Genomic DNA, 16,807 nt, shown 5'->3' with positions numbered 1-16,807 from the left:
CCTGTTCCGTATGCTGAAGTTTTTGACGCATTCTTGATCTATTGGTAACTCATGAATCCCATCGTAATAAACAGGCTACAGCGAAAGCTGGGCTACACTTTTCAACAGCAGGAGCTCTTATTGCAGGCACTGACTCACCGCAGCGCCAGCAGCAAACATAACGAGCGTTTAGAATTCCTGGGTGACTCAATCCTTAGTTTTGTTATCGCCAACGCTCTTTATCACCGTTTTCCTCGCGTTGATGAAGGCGATATGAGTCGCATGCGTGCCACTTTGGTTCGCGGAAATACATTGGCAGAAATGGCGCGTGAATTTGATCTCGGCGAGTGCTTGCGTTTAGGGCCGGGAGAATTGAAAAGTGGTGGTTTCCGCCGCGAGTCTATTCTCGCGGATACGGTGGAGGCACTCATCGGCGGCGTGTTCTTGGACAGTGATATCCAGAATGTCGAAAGATTGATTCTTGACTGGTACCGTAGTCGTCTTGACGAAATCAGTCCCGGTGATAAGCAGAAAGACCCAAAAACCCGTTTGCAGGAGTTTTTACAAGGTCGCCATCTGCCATTGCCTTCTTATCTGGTTGTGCAGGTTCGCGGTGAAGCACACGATCAGGAGTTTACCATCCACTGCCAGGTCAGTGGCTTGAGCCAGCCGGTTGTAGGAACCGGTTCAAGTCGCAGAAAAGCCGAGCAGGCGGCAGCGGAACAAGCGCTGATACAGCTGGAGCTTGAATGAGCGAAGAAAAAAATTACTGTGGCTTTGTCGCCATCGTAGGCCGACCTAACGTTGGCAAATCTACTTTGTTGAATGAATTATTGGGGCAGAAGATCTCCATTACTTCACGCAAACCACAAACTACCCGTCACCGTATTATGGGCATCCATACTGAAGGCCCTTATCAGGCTATCTACGTTGACACCCCTGGGTTACATATTGAAGAAAAACGGGCCATTAACCGCCTGATGAACCGTGCTGCGAGCAGCTCAATCGGTGATGTTGAATTGGTTATTTTCGTGGTTGAAGGCACCCACTGGACGCCGGACGACGAAATGGTAGTGAACAAGCTGCGTGATCTGAAGTCACCTGTCTTGCTGGCTATCAATAAAATCGACAACGTGACCGACAAGTCCAAGCTGCTGCCACACTTGCAGTTCCTCAGCGAGCAGATGAACTTCATCGACATCGTGCCAATGTCTGCGGAGAAAGGTATCAACGTTGATACTATCGCCAGCATCGTGCGTAAGCGTCTGCCGGAAGCGATTCATCACTTCCCTGAAGATTACATTACTGACCGTTCGCAGCGCTTTATGGCGTCAGAAATCATCCGTGAAAAGCTGATGCGTTTCTTGGGTGAAGAGCTGCCTTACTCGGTAACCGTTGAAATTGAACGCTTTGTCACTAACGAGCGCGGCGGTTATGACATCAATGGCTTGATTTTAGTTGAGCGCGAAGGCCAGAAGAAAATGGTCATCGGCAACAAAGGCTCAAAAATCAAAACCATTGGTATTGAAGCGCGTCAGGACATGGAAAACATGTTCGAAGCGAAAGTTCACCTTGAGCTGTGGGTCAAGGTTAAATCCGGTTGGGCAGATGACGAACGTGCGCTGCGCAGCTTGGGTTATGTAGACGACTTATAAGGTCCCCGCCTATGGAAGGCTGGCAACGCGCATTTGTTTTACATGGGCGACCTTACAGTGAAACCAGCCTGATGCTGGATCTCTTCACTGAAGGACAGGGGCGCGTGCGCATTCTGGCAAAGGGTGCGCGCGGTCGTCGGTCAAACTTAAAAGGCTGCTTGCAGCCTTTTACGCCTTTATTAGTTCGCTGGAGCGGCCGGGGTGAAGTCAAAACTCTGCGCAACGCTGAGCCAGTTTCCCTCGCACTCCCTCTCTCTGGTTTGATGCTGTATAGCGGCCTGTATGTCAATGAACTGGTGGCCCGCGTCCTCGAGCAAGAGACCAACTACTCGTCGCTATTTTTCGACTATCTCAACTGCCTGCAAAATCTGGCGGGAGCCACCGGCTCTCCGGAACAGTCGCTGCGCCAGTTCGAGCTGGCTTTGCTGCATAACCTCGGCTATGGCGTTGATTTTCTCCACTGCGCCGGTAGCGGCGAAGAAGTGAGTGACACCATGACCTATCGCTATCGTGAAGAAAAAGGCTTTATCGCCAGTTTGGTGGTCGACAACCTGAGCTTCACCGGCCGCGACCTTAAAGCCTTGGCGAATCGTGAATTCCCGGACGTCGCCACACTGCGCGCCGCCAAACGTTTTACCCGCATGGCGCTAAAGCCCTATCTGGGTGGTAAGCCGTTGAAAAGCCGCGAGCTATTCCGCCAGTTTTTAGTTAAAAAGCCCACTGCCACTCCTGAATCACCCGCCGAATAAATTGCCCGCTGGGGTACCCGTCACGCCTGATACGGGTGTAAACTGCGCCAATTAGCGGGAAAACCGTCAGTATCAACCCGATCCTTTTGCGAACTCTTTAACCTATTTACTGGAGTTGTCATGGCTGAACTGCTGTTAGGCATTAATATCGATCACATCGCCACGCTACGTAACGCGCGTGGCACGGCCTATCCTGATCCGGTTCAGGCCGCGTTTATTGCCGAGCAGGCGGGCGCTGACGGTATTACTGTGCATCTGCGTGAAGACCGTCGCCACATTACCGACCGCGATGTGCGCTTGCTGCGCCAGACCATCCAGACTCGCATGAATCTCGAGATGGCGGTGACCGACGAAATGATCGGCATCGCCTGCGAAACTCAGCCACACTTCTGCTGCCTGGTGCCGGAAAAGCGCGAAGAAGTCACCACCGAGGGCGGTCTGGACGTTGCGGGTCAAATCGACAAAATGACCGTCGCCGTCTCCCGCCTGTCTGAAGCCGGTATTTTGGTGTCTCTGTTTATTGATGCTGACTTCCGCCAAATCGACGCCGCGGTTGCCGTTGGCGCGCCTTATATCGAAATCCACACCGGCGCTTATGCTGATGCCAAAACCGATATCGAGCGCCTTGCCGAGCTTGAGCGCATCAAGAAAGGCGCAACCTATGCCGCCAGCAAAGGGCTGAAAGTGAATGCCGGCCATGGCTTGACCTACCACAACGTGCTGCCCATCGCCGCGCTGCCTGAGATGCACGAGCTGAACATCGGCCATGCCATCATCGGGCAGGCAGTGATTGACGGTTTAGCGAGCGCGGTGCGCGAGATGAAAATCCTGATGCGGGAAGCACGCCGTTAATGGCTATTCTTGGACTGGGCACCGACATTGTCGAAATCACCCGTATTGAAGCCGTGGTGGAGAGAAGCGGAGATCGGCTGGCGAAACGGATACTGTGCGCCAATGAATGGGCGCTGTATCAGAATCACCAACAGCCGGTGCGCTTTCTCGCCAAACGCTTTGCGGTGAAAGAAGCTGCTGCCAAAGCGCTGGGCACCGGCATTCGCAATGGGCTGGCGTTTGAGCAGTTCGAGGTGGTTAATGACCCATTGGGCAAGCCGGGGCTGGTGTTCCACGAGCGCGCGGCGGAAATGGCATTAGAGCTGGGGGTTAAATCCGTGCACGTGACGCTGGCCGATGAGCGTCGCTATGCCTGTGCCACGGTGATTATCGAAAGCTGAAAACAGTGCGCTTCGCGCCGCCAGCCTTACAGCTGCGCGGCGTGATGCAGCAGAACAAACTTGTCCCACAGCTGCTCGTTGGTTTCAGTATGCAGCGCGTCCACGATGATGGTGTTATCGATAGGGCACACGCTTTGACAGGTGGGTTTATCATAATGACCGACACACTCCGTGCAGCGATCGCTGTCAATTTGGTAAATTTCCTCACCCATTGAGATCGCTTGATTCGGGCATTCCGGCTCGCACATGTCGCAGTTAATGCATTTGTGTGTGATAAGCAGGGCCATGATCTCTCTCGCGTCAGTAATGATGAAGTCGCGCAGTATAGCAGATTTGACCTGTCCGAGAGCCTGCCGAAATGACAATCGCGCTGTGGAATGATCCCGATCAAACCAGCTTCTTCACCAGCTCCTCGCTGTGCTTAATCCGCCCCGGCGCTCTCTCGCTATCTTGCTGAATCAACGCCATAAACAGGATATCCGTCAGGGAATACTGCGCGGTGGTCGAGGAGATAGCCGCGCCGCGCGTCGCCGGAAGCTCCGCCACGGTGTACAGGCAGTGGGACGCCTGCTGTTGCAGCGTATTAGGCGAAAAGCCGGTGAGGGCCAACACCTGCGCGCCACTCTTGCGGGCCACATCTGCCGCCAAATTAATCTCCCGCCGTTCACCGCTAAAAGAGATAGCCAGCAATAAATCGTCTTTCGACAGCGCCTGAACCGTCGCCAGCAGCACGTGCGTATCCGGCTCGGCGATGGCCGTCAGCCCAATTTTCAACAGCTTATAGGCTAGGTCTTTCGCCACCAGCCCCGACGCACCAATGCCGGTGAGCACGATTTTATGTGCATGGGTCAGCATCGATAACGCCTGCTGGAGCCGCTGTTCATTGTTGATATCCAGCGTAGCGCGCAGCGCGGCGTACTTTTCAGCTAGCAGCTTTTCGCCGACGGTCTGGAGACTGTCGGTGCTGACAATCTGATTATGCACGGTGACCGCCACTTCATTCTGCGGCGAAGAGAGGGCTTCACTGAGCGCCAGCTTTAAAGCGGGAAAGCCCTTGTAGCCTAGCTTCTGGGCAAATTTCACCACCCCGGACTGGCTGACACCGGCCATCTCTGCCAGCTTCTGCGAGCTAAGGTGCCGCGCCTTCTCCGGCTGTTGCAGCAGGAAGTCGGCCAGCTTGCGGTCATTCTGCGCCAGCGTGGGGTAGAGCTGACGAATTCGGATCATACTGCTCATTGTCGGACCTTCCCTTAGCACCTACGCACATCACGAATTGAACATTATCTTATCTAAGGTAGCAAAATTCCCTCGCCTTTAAGAATAAAATATTCAAATATGAATTAATATTTTGAATTAAAAATTCAGGAGTCAATCAATGAACCTAGGATCACTCGTTTCAGAAAGCCGCAATCCGGCCACCATGAACCTTGATGAAATGACCACGCTGGAGATGGTCGCCAGCTTCAATCACGAAGACAGCAAAGTGCCGGAAGCCATCCGCGCCGTGCTGCCAGAGGTCGCGCAGGCCGTGGATATGGCCGCCGCCTCCTTTAAAGCCGGAGGCCGTCTGATTTATCTCGGCGCGGGCACCAGCGGGCGTCTCGGCGTGCTCGACGCCTCCGAGTGTCCACCGACCTTTGGCGTGCCTCATGGCTTAGTCGTCGGGCTGATTGCCGGCGGGCCGGGGGCGTTACTCAAAGCCGTCGAAGGGGCGGAGGATAGCGAAGAGCTGGGCGTCACCGACCTGAAAAACCTGCAAATTACCCCGGCGGATACCATCGTGGGGCTGGCGGCTTCCGGGCGCACGCCTTATGTCATCGGCGCGCTGCGTTACGCGCGGGAGCTGGGCTGCGCCACGGTAGCCATCTCCTGCAACCCGGATTCGCCGATTGCCCATGAGGCGCAGGTGGCGATTTCTCCGGTAGTTGGCCCCGAGGCGCTGACTGGCTCGACGCGTTTGAAATCCGGCACCGCGCAGAAGCTGGTGCTGAATATGATTTCCACTGGCGCGATGGTGAAAAACGGCAAGGTTTATCAAAACCTGATGGTTGATGTGAAGGCCACCAACGTCAAGCTGGTGGACCGGGCCTGCCGCATTGTGGTGGAAGCCACGGGTGCCGCGCGGGCCGATGCCGAAGCCGCGCTCTCGCAAACCGACTTCGAAGTGAAACCGGCGATTCTGATGATTTTGGCAAATATCAGTGCTCAAGAAGCCATTCAGCGGCTGACGGCGCACCACGGATTCCTGCGCGCGGCGCTCGCGGGTTAAGGCTTTCAGGCTGATGGGGGAAGGGTATGGCGACGGCAATGGACAAAACGCAGCTGCTGGCAACGCAAATCCTGCAACGCGTAGGTGGCGAGAGCAATATCAGTAAACTCGAAAACTGCATGACGCGAGTTCGGGTTGAAGTTCTCGACGAGCAGCTGCTTGATTTGAAAGGCATTCAGACGCTCGACGGCGTTAAGGGCTATATCAAGCAGGGCGAGCAGCATCAGTTCGTGGTCGGCCCCGGCGCGGCGGCGAAGGTGGTGGATGCCATGCGCGAGCTGCTCTCAGGCGCGCCAGCCCCGGCGGCCTCACCGGACCTGATTGCCCGAAATAAGGCCGATGCCAAGTCGAAATACTCTGCACCGATGAGCGGCGCTTTGCGCCAACTCGCCAACGTTTTTATCCCCCTTATCCCGGCGTTCATTGCCTCCGGCCTGATCATGGGCATTATCAACCTGCTCAAGCGGCCGGATATCGCGGGCTCTTTGGCGCTGGATTACCCCAATATTCTCGGCCTGCTGGGGATATTCGGCGGGGCGATTTTCGCTATCATGAACATTCTGGTGGGGGTCAACGCGGCGCGAGTGTTTGGCGGCTCGCAGGCCATGGGGGGCGTGATGGCGGGCATTCTCTCCAGCCCGGCGCTGGCGCAAATTACCCTGTTTGGCGAAGCGCTCCAGCCGGGGCGCGGCGGGGTGATCGCGGTACTCTTCGTGGTCGCGCTGATGTGCTGGCTGGAAAAGCGGCTGCGCCAATGGCTGCCGGAGTCGGTCGAGCTGATCCTCAATCCGCTGATCACCACCTTGGTCACTGCCACGCTGGCGATTGTGATCCTCCAACCGCTGGGCGGGGTTATCTCCGACGCCATCGCGCACGGCGTGAATATGGCGATCGATAAGGGCGGCCTGGTGGTTGGCGCAATTCTCGCCGGAACCTTCCTGCCGCTGGTGCTTTCTGGGCTGCATCAGGGTCTGGTGCCGATCCACGTGGAGCTGATTCAGGCCCACGGCTCCAACCCGCTGCTGCCGATTTTAGCCATGGCGGGCGTCGGGCAGGTGGGCGCGGCCATCGCCGTTTACATGAAAACGCGCAACGCCCGGCTGAAAAAAGTGATTAAAGGTGCTCTGCCTGTCGGTATTTTGGGCATCGGCGAGCCGCTGATTTTCGGCGTGACTCTGCCTCTGGGCCGACCTTTTATCGGCGCATGTTTGGGCGGAGCGGTCGGCGGTGCGCTAATCTGTTATTGGAAAGTGGCGACGGTGATCACTTTCGGTATCTCAGGTTTGCCACTGGCGCTGACCATTGTGTCGGGAAAAGTGGTGTTGTACCTCGCTGGGATATTGATTACCGTATTAGCTGGATTTATTTTCACCTGGATGATGGGGTTCAACGATCCCGAGGAGTAACGCATTGGGCGCGAAGGCGGATCGGCGAGTAGTATTTTTTGATTTGGATGGCACGCTGCACCAGCAGGACATGTTTGGCTCATTTATGCGCTTCCTGCTGTGGCGGATGCCGCAAAACCTGTTGTTAGTGGTGCCGCTGTTACCTGTGGTCGGTTTAGGCATGTTGATTCACGGTCGAGCCGCGCGCTGGCCGATGAGTCTGTTGCTGTGGTCAATCACCTTCGGGCACAGCGAGGCGCACCTGAAAGACCTCGAACTGCGCTTTGTGAACTGGTTCCGCCAGAAGGTGGTGGCGTTTCCGGTGGTGCAGCGACGACTGCGTGAGTACATTGAAAAGCATGACGCCGAAGTGTGGTTAATCACCGGTTCACCGGAAAATCTGGTGCAACAGGTGTATAACGCATCTCCTTTCTTACCGCGTATCCGTTTAGTCGGCAGCCGCATGGCGCGCGGCAAGGGCGGTTGGCTGCTGCCGCTGCGCTGTTTGGGGGAAGAGAAGGTGGTGCAGCTCGAGCAACGCATCGGCTCCCCGCTGAAACTCTACAGTGGTTACAGCGACAGCAAGCAGGACAACCCGCTGCTGTTCTTCTGCGAGCATCGCTTCAGAGTCAGCAAGCAGGGCGAGCTTCAGCAGCTCGAATAACGGTGTTGTATATCGGGCCGGTTAAACCGGCCCGATGCTTTTCCCTCTCTGAATTTCCCTCCTTGAATATCAATTCCCGCGCAGTGCCCGCAATGGTTGGGTAGAGTTAGTGAGAACGCTATAATGGCGGCCGGATAAAAGTAATAGAGGTAAGAGTGACTGAGCAATTCAGCGATGAAGATTGGATGCGCTACGCGTTGAATCTGGCCCTTAAGGCGCAGGACGAAGGGGAAGTGCCGGTGGGCGCCGTGCTGGTGCTGGACAATCAGGTCATTGGCGAAGGTTGGAACCGATCGATTGGCCATCACGATCCCACGGCTCACGCCGAGATCATGGCGCTGAGAGAGGGCGGGCAGAAGGTGCAAAACTATCGCCTGTTGGACGCCACGCTGTATGTGACGCTGGAACCCTGCGTGATGTGCGCCGGGGCGATGATCCACAGCCGCATTCGCCGCGTGGTGTATGGCGCGACTGATCTTAAAACCGGCGCGGCGGGCTCACTGTTAGACGTGCTGGGCCATCCGGGTATGAATCATCAGGTGCAAATTGAGGCGGGCGTGTTGGCGGACGAATGTTCGGCCATGCTCAGCGCGTTCTTCCGTTGGCGGCGCAGCCAGAAAAAGGCGTTGAAGCAGGCGCAGCGCGCCGCCCAGAGTGGCGCTACCGATTTAAGCTAAATCACGGCGCAGCGGCGAGCACCTGTGTGGCTTCAACGGCGGGATAACCAGCACCCAGTTGAGCCTGCAACGCCGCCTGCTGCGCTTGTTTCTTCTCTTTCTCCATCAAATACCCCACCAGACTGATCTGGTAGCGACGGATATTCTCAACATAATTATAAGCTTGCGTGCCCCGGGCATACCCATAGGTGGTGCGGGAGAAGTAGCGCTTCTGATTGAGCATCGGCAGGCGCTGTTTGACGTCCAGCCAGCTATCCGGATTACCTTTCTGATCCGCCGTAAGCTTACGGGCATCGAGCATGTGCCCATACCCCATATTGTAAGCCGCCAGAGCGAACCAAATGCGCTCATCCTGCGGAATGCTGGTGGGCATCTTGTCCATCAGGCGTGAGAGATAGAGCGCGCCGCCCTGAATGCTCTGTTCGGCGTCGGTTCGGTCATCGACGTCCAGCCCCGATGCCGTGGCGCGGGTCAGCATCATCATGCCGCGCACCCCGGTCGGCGATTTGGCCTGCGGATCCCAATGCGACTCCTGATAAGAGATGGCCGCCAGTAGGCGCCAGTCAATGTCTCCGGCGTATTTCTCAAACAGCGGCTGCAGCGCGGGCAGGGTGGTGTCTATGGCTTTGAGGAAGGTGCGGGTGTCCACATAGTCAAACTCCCCAACGTGGCCGAGATACTTCTCCTCTAGCTTCTCCAGCGTACCGTCTTCAGAAATTTGGCTGAAGAAGTCCAGCATGGCGGCGTACAGGCTGTCGTCGTCGGTTTTCTTGCTGAAATACCAGGTGACCGGTTCGTCGGCGGTGACGTTAAAAGCCACGGCCAGACGCGGGTAGACGCGCTGCATCAGCGCCACGGTCACGGAGTCGCCCATGGTATAGGCGAGTTTACCGTCGGCCACCTGTTGCAGCAGATCGCGAGGTGACAGCTTATCGGTTTCGGTCCAGGTCAGGTCCGGGAACTTTTTCTGCGCGGTTTGCAAGGTGGCGACATGGGCGGTGCCGGCGGAGACGGTCAGGGACCCTTTCACATCGTCGAAAGTTTTGGGACGTGCGGAACCCTGGCGATACAACAATTGTTGTGATACCGAATAGTATTCAGGCCCGGTGCGATACGCATTCAGACGCTCGACATTGTAAATCAGACCGGAGGCAATCAGGTCGGCCCGATTGCTGTCCAGATCATTGAACATCGCGTTGACATTATTATGAGGTGACATGACAAGCGTCACACCAAGATAGTCGGCAAATCGTTTCGCCAGTTCGTAGTCGAATCCGAGGTTTCCGTCTGGGCTGTTGAAAAAAGTCAGCGGAGAATTTAGCGTTGTTACGCGCAGCTCTCCACGAGACTTTATCTGTTCTAGTTGGTCACCTTCGCCACGGTGCCACGGCACGGTCGGCCATAAAGCCAACGCCATCAGCAACGCTGCGAGACCCACTAGAAAGTAATTTAATTTTATGCGCGTCAAATAGTTATCTCTCTGCGGCGCTATTATTTTTTTGAGCTTATGCTCTCTACTTACTATGGTTATATTCCCAGTGCCGACGCATTTTGCTCAACAAAACGACAGCCTGCAACTTTATTCATAATATCCATGGATAAGGTAGGTGTTAGTGAATATATCAATATTCACTACGCAAACGGTTTCGTCAGGCTCCGGCTTTCTTTATAATAGCCCGCGTTTTCCCCCTGTTGCGCCCAATGAAGCACTACGGTCAGTTGCTTCGAAGACGAGAGATCTGTGATTATGGAAATACTGCGTGGTTCGCCCGCTTTGTCGGCTTTTCGTATTAATAAGTTATTGTCCCGCTGTCAGGATGCTCATCTCCCCGTCAGTGATATCTATGCCGAATATGTACACTTTGCTGACGTCAGCGCGCCGCTGAATTCGGACGAACAAACCAAGTTACAACGCCTCCTCAAGTACGGTCCTTCTCTCGCTGAACATGCTCCTGCTGGCCGCCTGCTGCTGGTCACGCCGCGCCCGGGCACTATCTCTCCCTGGTCTTCCAAAGCCACCGACATTGCGCACAACTGCGGTTTGTCTCAGGTGTTGCGCCTTGAGCGCGGTCTGGCGTTCTACGTGCAGGCAACAAGCCTGACCGACGAGCAGTGGCGTCAACTGGGTGCCCTGCTGCATGACCGTATGATGGAAACCCTTTTTGACCGTTTTGAAGATGCCGAAGCGCTGTTCGCTCAGCACCAGCCTGCACCGGTGCAGTCCGTGGATATTCTCGGCGAAGGCCGTTCTGCCTTAGAAGCCGCCAATACCAAACTGGGTTTGGCGCTGGCACAGGACGAAATCGACTATCTGATGAACGCTTTCACGTCGTTGGGGCGCAACCCGACTGACATTGAGCTGTACATGTTTGCGCAGGCTAACTCCGAGCACTGCCGCCACAAGATCTTCAACGCCGACTGGATTATCGACGGTCAGGAACAGCCTAAGTCACTGTTCAAAATGATTAAAAACACCTTCGAACACACGCCAGATCACGTGCTTTCGGCTTATAAAGATAACGCCGCCGTGATGGAAGGTTCGCAGGTTGGGCGTTTCTACGCCAACGCCAAAGACGGCCTGTACGATTTCCATCAGGAACAGGCTCATATCCTGATGAAAGTGGAAACCCACAACCACCCAACGGCCATCTCACCTTGGCCGGGCGCGGCGACTGGCTCCGGCGGCGAGATCCGCGATGAGGGCGCTACAGGCCGCGGTGCTAAGCCGAAAGCCGGTCTGGTGGGCTTTTCGGTTTCCAACCTGCGCATTCCGGGCTTTGAACAGCCGTGGGAAGAGAACTTCGGCAAGCCAGATCGCATCGTTACCGCGCTGGATATCATGACCGACGGCCCACTGGGCGGCGCGGCCTTCAACAATGAATTTGGTCGTCCGGCGCTGCTCGGCTACTTCCGTACTTATGAAGAAAACGTCAACAGCCACAACGGCCCTGAGCTGCGCGGCTACCACAAGCCCATCATGCTGGCGGGCGGGATCGGCAACATCCGCGCTGACCACGTGCAAAAAGGCGAAATCACCGTCGGCGCTAAGCTGATTGTGCTGGGCGGCCCGGCGATGAATATCGGTCTGGGCGGCGGCGCGGCGTCCTCAATGGCTTCTGGCCAGTCTGATGCTGATCTGGATTTTGCTTCCGTACAGCGTGATAACCCAGAGATGGAACGCCGCTGTCAGGAAGTGATCGACCGCTGCTGGCAGCTGGGCGAAGCTAACCCAATTTTGTTCATCCACGACGTCGGCGCGGGCGGTTTATCCAACGCCATGCCTGAGCTGGTGAGCGACGGCAATCGCGGCGGTCGCTTCCAACTGCGCGATATTCTCAATGACGAACCGGGCATGAGCCCGCTGGAAGTCTGGTGTAACGAATCCCAAGAGCGCTACGTGCTGGCAGTCTCTCCGGCCCAGCTTGAGCAGTTCGACGCTATCTGTAAGCGCGAGCGCGCGCCTTATGCCGTGATTGGGGAAGCCACTGAAGAGATGCACCTGTCTCTGGAAGACAGCCATTTCAACAATCAGCCAATCGACATGCCGCTTGACGTGCTGTTAGGCAAAACGCCGAAAATGACCCGCGACGTCACCACCTTGAAAGCCAAGGGCGACAGCCTAAATGCGGCAAACATTCAGCTGACGGAAGCCGTAAAGCGCGTAATGCATTTACCGGCCGTGGCGGAAAAAACCTTCCTCATCACCATCGGCGACCGTACGGTCACTGGCATGGTGGCTCGTGACCAGATGGTTGGCCCGTGGCAGATCCCGGTTGCTGACTGCGCGGTCACTACCGCCAGCCTTGACAGCTACCACGGCGAAGCCATGTCGCTGGGCGAGCGTGCTCCAATTGCACTGCTGGACTTCGCGGCTTCTGGCCGCATGGCCGTCGGCGAAGCGCTGACTAACCTTGCCGCAGTGGAAATTGGCAACCTGAAACGCGTGAAGCTCTCTGCTAACTGGATGTCCGCTGCTGGCCATCCAGGCGAAGACGCTGGCCTGTACGCGGCGGTGAAAGCTGTCGGCGAGGAGCTGTGTCCGGCGCTGGGGATCACTATTCCGGTCGGCAAAGACTCTATGTCGATGAAAACCCGCTGGCAGGAAGGCAACGAGCAGCGCGAAATGACTTCTCCGCTCTCTCTGGTTATCACCGCGTTTGCTCGCGTCGAGGACGTGCGCAGTACGGTAACTCCACAATTGCGCACTGATAAAGGCGACACGGCCCTGCTGCTGGTGGACCTTGGTCTTGGGCATAACGCACTGGGCGCTACCGCGCTGGCTCAGGTTTATCGCCAACTGGGCGACACGCCTGCCGATGTTCGCAGTGCAGAACAACTGGCTGGCTTCTTCAACGTCATGCAGGCGCTGGTGGCCGATCGCAAGCTTCTGGCCTACCACGACCGTTCTGACGGCGGCCTGCTGGTGACGCTGGCAGAGATGGCCTTCGCGGGCCACTGCGGCCTGAATGTGGACATTGCCGCCTTGGGTAAAGATGCGCTGGCGGCGCTGTTCAACGAAGAGCTGGGCGCTGTGATTCAGGTTCGTGCTGAGGACCGTGGCGCAGTTGAAGCAACCTTGGCTAAATTCGGCCTTGGCGACTGTTCTCACTATCTGGGCAGCGTCGAGCAGGGCGATCGTTTTGTTATCACTCAGGGCGACAAGCCGGTCTACAGCGAAAGCCGCACCACGCTGCGTACCTGGTGGGCGGAAACCACCTGGCAGATGCAGCGTCTGCGCGATAACCCTGAGTGCGCCGACCAAGAGCATGAAGCCAAAACCCATGATCGCGATCCGGGCCTGAACGTGAAGCTTAGCTTCGCACCAGACGAAGACGTGGCAGCGCCTTACATTGCTAAAGGCGCGCGTCCGAAAGTGGCGGTGCTGCGCGAGCAGGGCGTCAACTCACAGGTTGAAATGGCGGCGGCGTTCCACCGTGCTGGTTTTGATTCCATCGACGTCCATATGAGCGATCTGCTTAGCGGACGCCGTGACCTGCAAGATTTCCACGCGCTGGTGGCCTGCGGCGGCTTCTCCTACGGGGACGTGCTGGGGGCTGGCGAAGGCTGGGCGAAATCGGTGCTGTTCAATGACCGCGTGCGCGAAGAGTTTGAGGATTTCTTCCATCGTCCACAGACTTTGGCGCTCGGCGTGTGTAACGGTTGCCAGATGATGTCCAACCTGAAAGAGCTGATCCCGGGGGCTGAACACTGGCCGCGCTTCGTGCGTAACCTGTCCGATCGCTTCGAGGCTCGTTTCAGTCTGGTAGAAGTCACTGCTAGCCCATCCATGTTCATGCAGGGCATGGCGGGTTCACGTATGCCAATTGCCGTTTCCCACGGTGAAGGCCATGTGGAAGTGCGTGACGCTGTGCATCTGTCCCAGCTCGAACATGCCAACCTAGTGGCGCTGCGTTTTGTGGATAATAACGGTCAAGTGACGGAAAACTATCCGGCTAACCCGAACGGTTCACCAAACGGTATCACCGCCGTGACTAACCTATCGGGCCGCGTCACCGTCATGATGCCGCACCCTGAACGCGTATTCCGCACCGTGAGCAACTCGTGGCACCCGGAAGAGTGGGGCGAGGACAGCCCATGGATGCGCATGTTCCGTAATGCCCGCAAACAGCTGGGCTAATGGTTAGTTAAAATAAAAACCGGAGTGCTTCTGCCTCCGGTTTTTTTGTGCTCGATAAAAGTATTTGCTTAAAAACACAGCACTAGCAGATAAGAATTCAGATATAGTATTAATCCTAAGTTATTACTTATTGTTTATTCAGCATCTTTTTTTTAATGGATAAGTTAATTTTTATCGTTTTCTATAAGGTGCCTCTGCTTTTTTAGTTATTAAAGCCTAGGATTTATCTCAATATTATCTCACTGTTTTTGGATTGTTAGATTCTGGAATATTTCCTTACAAAACGACAACTCTGTGTTTAAACCTTATTTAACCATCTGTTGCTAATATGCTCTTTGGATAAAGGGAGTATTAAGTTAAATGGTTATTTCAAAAAAAATTACATCATGGATAGTGATATTATCCTGCATTCTACCTGTGACCGTTTTTGCTGGCGCTGAGCCGGCTGCACAGGCTACATCACCAGAAAGACCAGGCTTTATGGGCTGGTGGGACTCATGGACTCAGGACGTCTCAACCACCTGGAACGACTCTCCAAACAAAGATCTCTATCTACCCGTTATTACCTGGCATAACCGTCTTACGTATGACAAAGAGAAAACGGATAAATATAACGAGCGCCCTTGGGGCGGTGGTTATGGTATTTCTCGTTATGATGAAAACGGCGACTGGCACGGCATCTATTTAATGGCCTTCAAAGATTCCCATAATAAATGGGAGCCGATAGGCGGTTATGGGTATGAGAAAATATGGCAACCGGCGCAAGATAAAAACTTCCGCTTGGGGTTGGGTTATACGGCGGCGGTGACGGCGCGGGATGATTATTCTTATATTCCCATACCTATTGTGTTGCCTTTAGCCTCGGTGGGTTATAACAAGTTAACCTTCCAGGCGACCTATATTCCGGGGACTTACAACAACGGCAACGTCTTCTTTGCCTGGCTGCGTTATCAGTTCTAACAAGGCTGTAATAAAAGTGTCACATTAACTGATTGATGTGACCTTGATCCCTCTCTGCTGTGATGTATTCCCCTATGCTGCAAATTCACCGTTGGAACCAATCTAAGTAAAAGATTGGGCCACGGTGGATGTCTATTGCCAAGGAAATCACAGAGGATCAACCATTGAAAAAATCTCGCCGCGTATTAGCACTGACAGCATTAGCCTGCTTGCTTCCAATGTCTGCCCCATCTTTTGCCGCCAATTCGTCACTGGAGTTGCAGCAAGTGTTGATTATGAGCCGTCACGGTATTCGCGCTCCTCTGGTCAATTACGGTGATGTGCTGGCCGAATCAACTACCCACACCTGGCCGAAATGGCAAACTGAAGGTGGCCTGTTAACGCCGAAAGGGGGGCAGGTCGAAGAGCATATGGGGCATTATTTCCGCGCGTGGCTGGCCAAAACTCAGCTGGTCCCGGCAGCGCAATGCCCAACGGCGGGGCAGGTATTCTCCTATGCCAACAGCCTGCCGCGCACTATTGATACGGCTAAACACTTCATTAGCGGGGCTTTCCCAGGCTGCGATCTGAGCGTGGTCAACCGTGTTGAAATCGGCAAAATGGATCCGGTATTCAACCCGATTATCACCGCCGAGGTGAATGAAAAATTTAAAACCGACGCGCTGAATTCGATTAATCAGCACGCCGGTGAAGGCGGGATTGATGGCCTGAATCAGCGCCTCAAGCCGAATTACCAATTGCTGCAAAACATCATGGATTACCAGAACTCCAAGGTGTGTAAGCAGGATAAACAGTGTGATTTGGCTTCTCAGCCTTCGAGCGTTGTGCTGACTCAGGGCAAAGAGCCGGGGATCACCGGGCCACTGCGTATGGGAACCGGCGCGGCCGATGCCTTTATGCTGCAGTATTACGAAGGTTTCCCAATGAAGGACGTGGCGTGGGGGAAAATTAAAACCTCCGAGCAGTGGACGCAGTTGGAAACCATCAAAAACATGTACCATGAAACGCTTTTCGGCTCACCGGCGATTGCCGCCAATGCCGCAAAACCGCTGCTCACTTTCATCGCCGGGGCTTTAAACAAGGACGATGCGAAGTCAGAAGATCAGCAGTCGGCGCAAAAAGCCAAGTTGGCACTGCTGGTTGGGCATGATTCCAATATCGCTTCATTACTGGCGGCACTAAAAACCAAAGACTACAGCTTGCCGGGCCAATATGAACGCACGCCGATCAGCGGAGCCGTTGTGTTCCAGCGCTGGCATGACAAGAAAACCGACAAAGATCTGATGAAGATTGAGTACGTTTATCCAACGGCCAAGCAGATCCGCAACAATACGCCATTGAGCCTGAAAAACCCTCCGCAGCGTGTTACTTTGCAAATCGAAGGATGTGAAACCGATAAGCAAGGTTTCTGCCCGATGGATACCTTTACTCAGGTGCTACAGAAAGATCTTCAAGGCTAATTCGAAGGTCTGCCAGCCTATTAACCGGCAGATTGTAGAAGGGTGCTCAGAGATCGATGCACAACAACAACCAAGAGGCGGGGCATCGCGCCCCGCCCTTGGGTTGCCTTACCTTTTGGCTTCGTAAGCCAGGATGGCC

15 protein-coding genes are annotated in these 16,807 nt (G+C 55.1%); 12 read left to right on the top strand and 3 right to left on the bottom strand.

Going from position 1 to position 16,807, the window contains the following annotated elements; all coding sequences use genetic code 11:
- The first annotated feature begins 51 nt into the window (after positions 1–51).
- From rnc to acpS, 5 genes are all read left to right on the top strand, one after another.
- Positions 52–732 carry a ribonuclease III gene (rnc, locus tag ACT3RT_RS22190; protein ID WP_034792549.1) on the top strand — a complete coding sequence of 227 codons (681 nt, stop codon included), beginning with the start codon at positions 52–54 and terminating at the stop codon, positions 730–732.
- The gene (gene era, locus ACT3RT_RS22185; RefSeq protein ID WP_353503172.1) at positions 729–1,634 is read left to right on the top strand and encodes a GTPase Era; all 906 of its coding nucleotides are present in this window, start codon (positions 729–731) and stop codon (positions 1,632–1,634) included. Before rnc ends, era begins: the two co-directional genes overlap by 4 nt.
- An 11-nt stretch (positions 1,635–1,645) precedes the next feature.
- Positions 1,646–2,383 carry a DNA repair protein RecO gene (recO, locus tag ACT3RT_RS22180; protein WP_353503171.1) on the top strand — a complete coding sequence of 246 codons (738 nt, stop codon included), beginning with the start codon at positions 1,646–1,648 and terminating at the stop codon, positions 2,381–2,383.
- A gap of 120 nt (positions 2,384–2,503) precedes the next feature.
- Entirely contained in the window at positions 2,504–3,235 is a 732-nt protein-coding gene (pdxJ, locus tag ACT3RT_RS22175; protein ID WP_396131174.1) for a pyridoxine 5'-phosphate synthase, read from the top strand.
- A complete protein-coding gene (acpS, locus tag ACT3RT_RS22170) occupies positions 3,235–3,615 on the top strand; it encodes a holo-ACP synthase (RefSeq protein WP_034792539.1) in 381 nt (126 codons plus the stop codon). Before pdxJ ends, acpS begins: the two co-directional genes overlap by 1 nt.
- A gap of 26 nt (positions 3,616–3,641) precedes the next feature.
- On the opposite strand, the gene ACT3RT_RS22165 is transcribed toward acpS, so the two are convergent.
- Together ACT3RT_RS22165 and ACT3RT_RS22160 are read right to left on the bottom strand one after the other, a co-directional pair.
- Complete coding sequence (locus tag ACT3RT_RS22165; RefSeq protein ID WP_154147826.1) at positions 3,642–3,902, bottom strand: YfhL family 4Fe-4S dicluster ferredoxin; 261 nt, start codon at positions 3,900–3,902, stop codon at positions 3,642–3,644.
- Between the two features lie 100 nt (positions 3,903–4,002).
- Entirely contained in the window at positions 4,003–4,851 is an 849-nt protein-coding gene (locus ACT3RT_RS22160) for a MurR/RpiR family transcriptional regulator (protein ID WP_485903508.1), read from the bottom strand.
- A gap of 139 nt (positions 4,852–4,990) precedes the next feature.
- Between ACT3RT_RS22160 and murQ the strand changes: the two genes are divergently transcribed.
- From murQ to tadA, 4 genes are all read left to right on the top strand, one after another.
- The gene (murQ, locus tag ACT3RT_RS22155; protein ID WP_353503168.1) at positions 4,991–5,884 is read left to right on the top strand and encodes an N-acetylmuramic acid 6-phosphate etherase; all 894 of its coding nucleotides are present in this window, start codon (positions 4,991–4,993) and stop codon (positions 5,882–5,884) included.
- Positions 5,885–5,922: 38 nt separating this feature from the next.
- The gene (locus ACT3RT_RS22150; RefSeq protein ID WP_496203761.1) at positions 5,923–7,290 is read left to right on the top strand and encodes a PTS transporter subunit EIIC; all 1,368 of its coding nucleotides are present in this window, start codon (positions 5,923–5,925) and stop codon (positions 7,288–7,290) included.
- 4 nt (positions 7,291–7,294) lie between these two features.
- Positions 7,295–7,933 (top strand): phosphatidylglycerophosphatase C, encoded by a 639-nt coding sequence (yfhb, locus tag ACT3RT_RS22145; protein ID WP_353503166.1) that lies wholly within the window; start codon positions 7,295–7,297, stop codon positions 7,931–7,933.
- 155 nt (positions 7,934–8,088) lie between these two features.
- Entirely contained in the window at positions 8,089–8,610 is a 522-nt protein-coding gene (gene tadA, locus ACT3RT_RS22140) for a tRNA adenosine(34) deaminase TadA (RefSeq protein ID WP_496203752.1), read from the top strand.
- Position 8,611: 1 nt separating this feature from the next.
- On the opposite strand, the gene mltF is transcribed toward tadA, so the two are convergent.
- Positions 8,612–10,078: a membrane-bound lytic murein transglycosylase MltF gene (mltF, locus tag ACT3RT_RS22135; RefSeq protein ID WP_353503164.1), complete on the bottom strand. Its 1,467-nt coding sequence runs from the start codon at positions 10,076–10,078 to the stop codon at positions 8,612–8,614.
- 276 nt (positions 10,079–10,354) lie between these two features.
- Here mltF and purL point away from each other — a divergent pair, with 276 nt between their 5' ends.
- The 3 genes from purL to agp all read left to right on the top strand — a co-directional run bounded on the left by purL (position 10,355) and on the right by agp (position 16,668).
- Entirely contained in the window at positions 10,355–14,248 is a 3,894-nt protein-coding gene (gene purL, locus ACT3RT_RS22130) for a phosphoribosylformylglycinamidine synthase (protein WP_496200656.1), read from the top strand.
- Between the two features lie 360 nt (positions 14,249–14,608).
- A complete protein-coding gene (pagP, locus tag ACT3RT_RS22125; protein WP_485903512.1) occupies positions 14,609–15,208 on the top strand; it encodes a lipid IV(A) palmitoyltransferase PagP in 600 nt (199 codons plus the stop codon).
- Between the two features lie 164 nt (positions 15,209–15,372).
- Entirely contained in the window at positions 15,373–16,668 is a 1,296-nt protein-coding gene (gene agp / locus ACT3RT_RS22120; protein ID WP_485903514.1) for a bifunctional glucose-1-phosphatase/inositol phosphatase, read from the top strand.
- Positions 16,669–16,807: the final 139 nt, after the last annotated feature.

The organism is Ewingella sp. AOP9-I1-14 (assembly GCF_052375995.1).
Lineage (GTDB): Bacteria > Pseudomonadota > Gammaproteobacteria > Enterobacterales > Enterobacteriaceae > Ewingella > Ewingella allii.
This window is presented reverse-complemented; position numbering and strand designations above follow the sequence as displayed.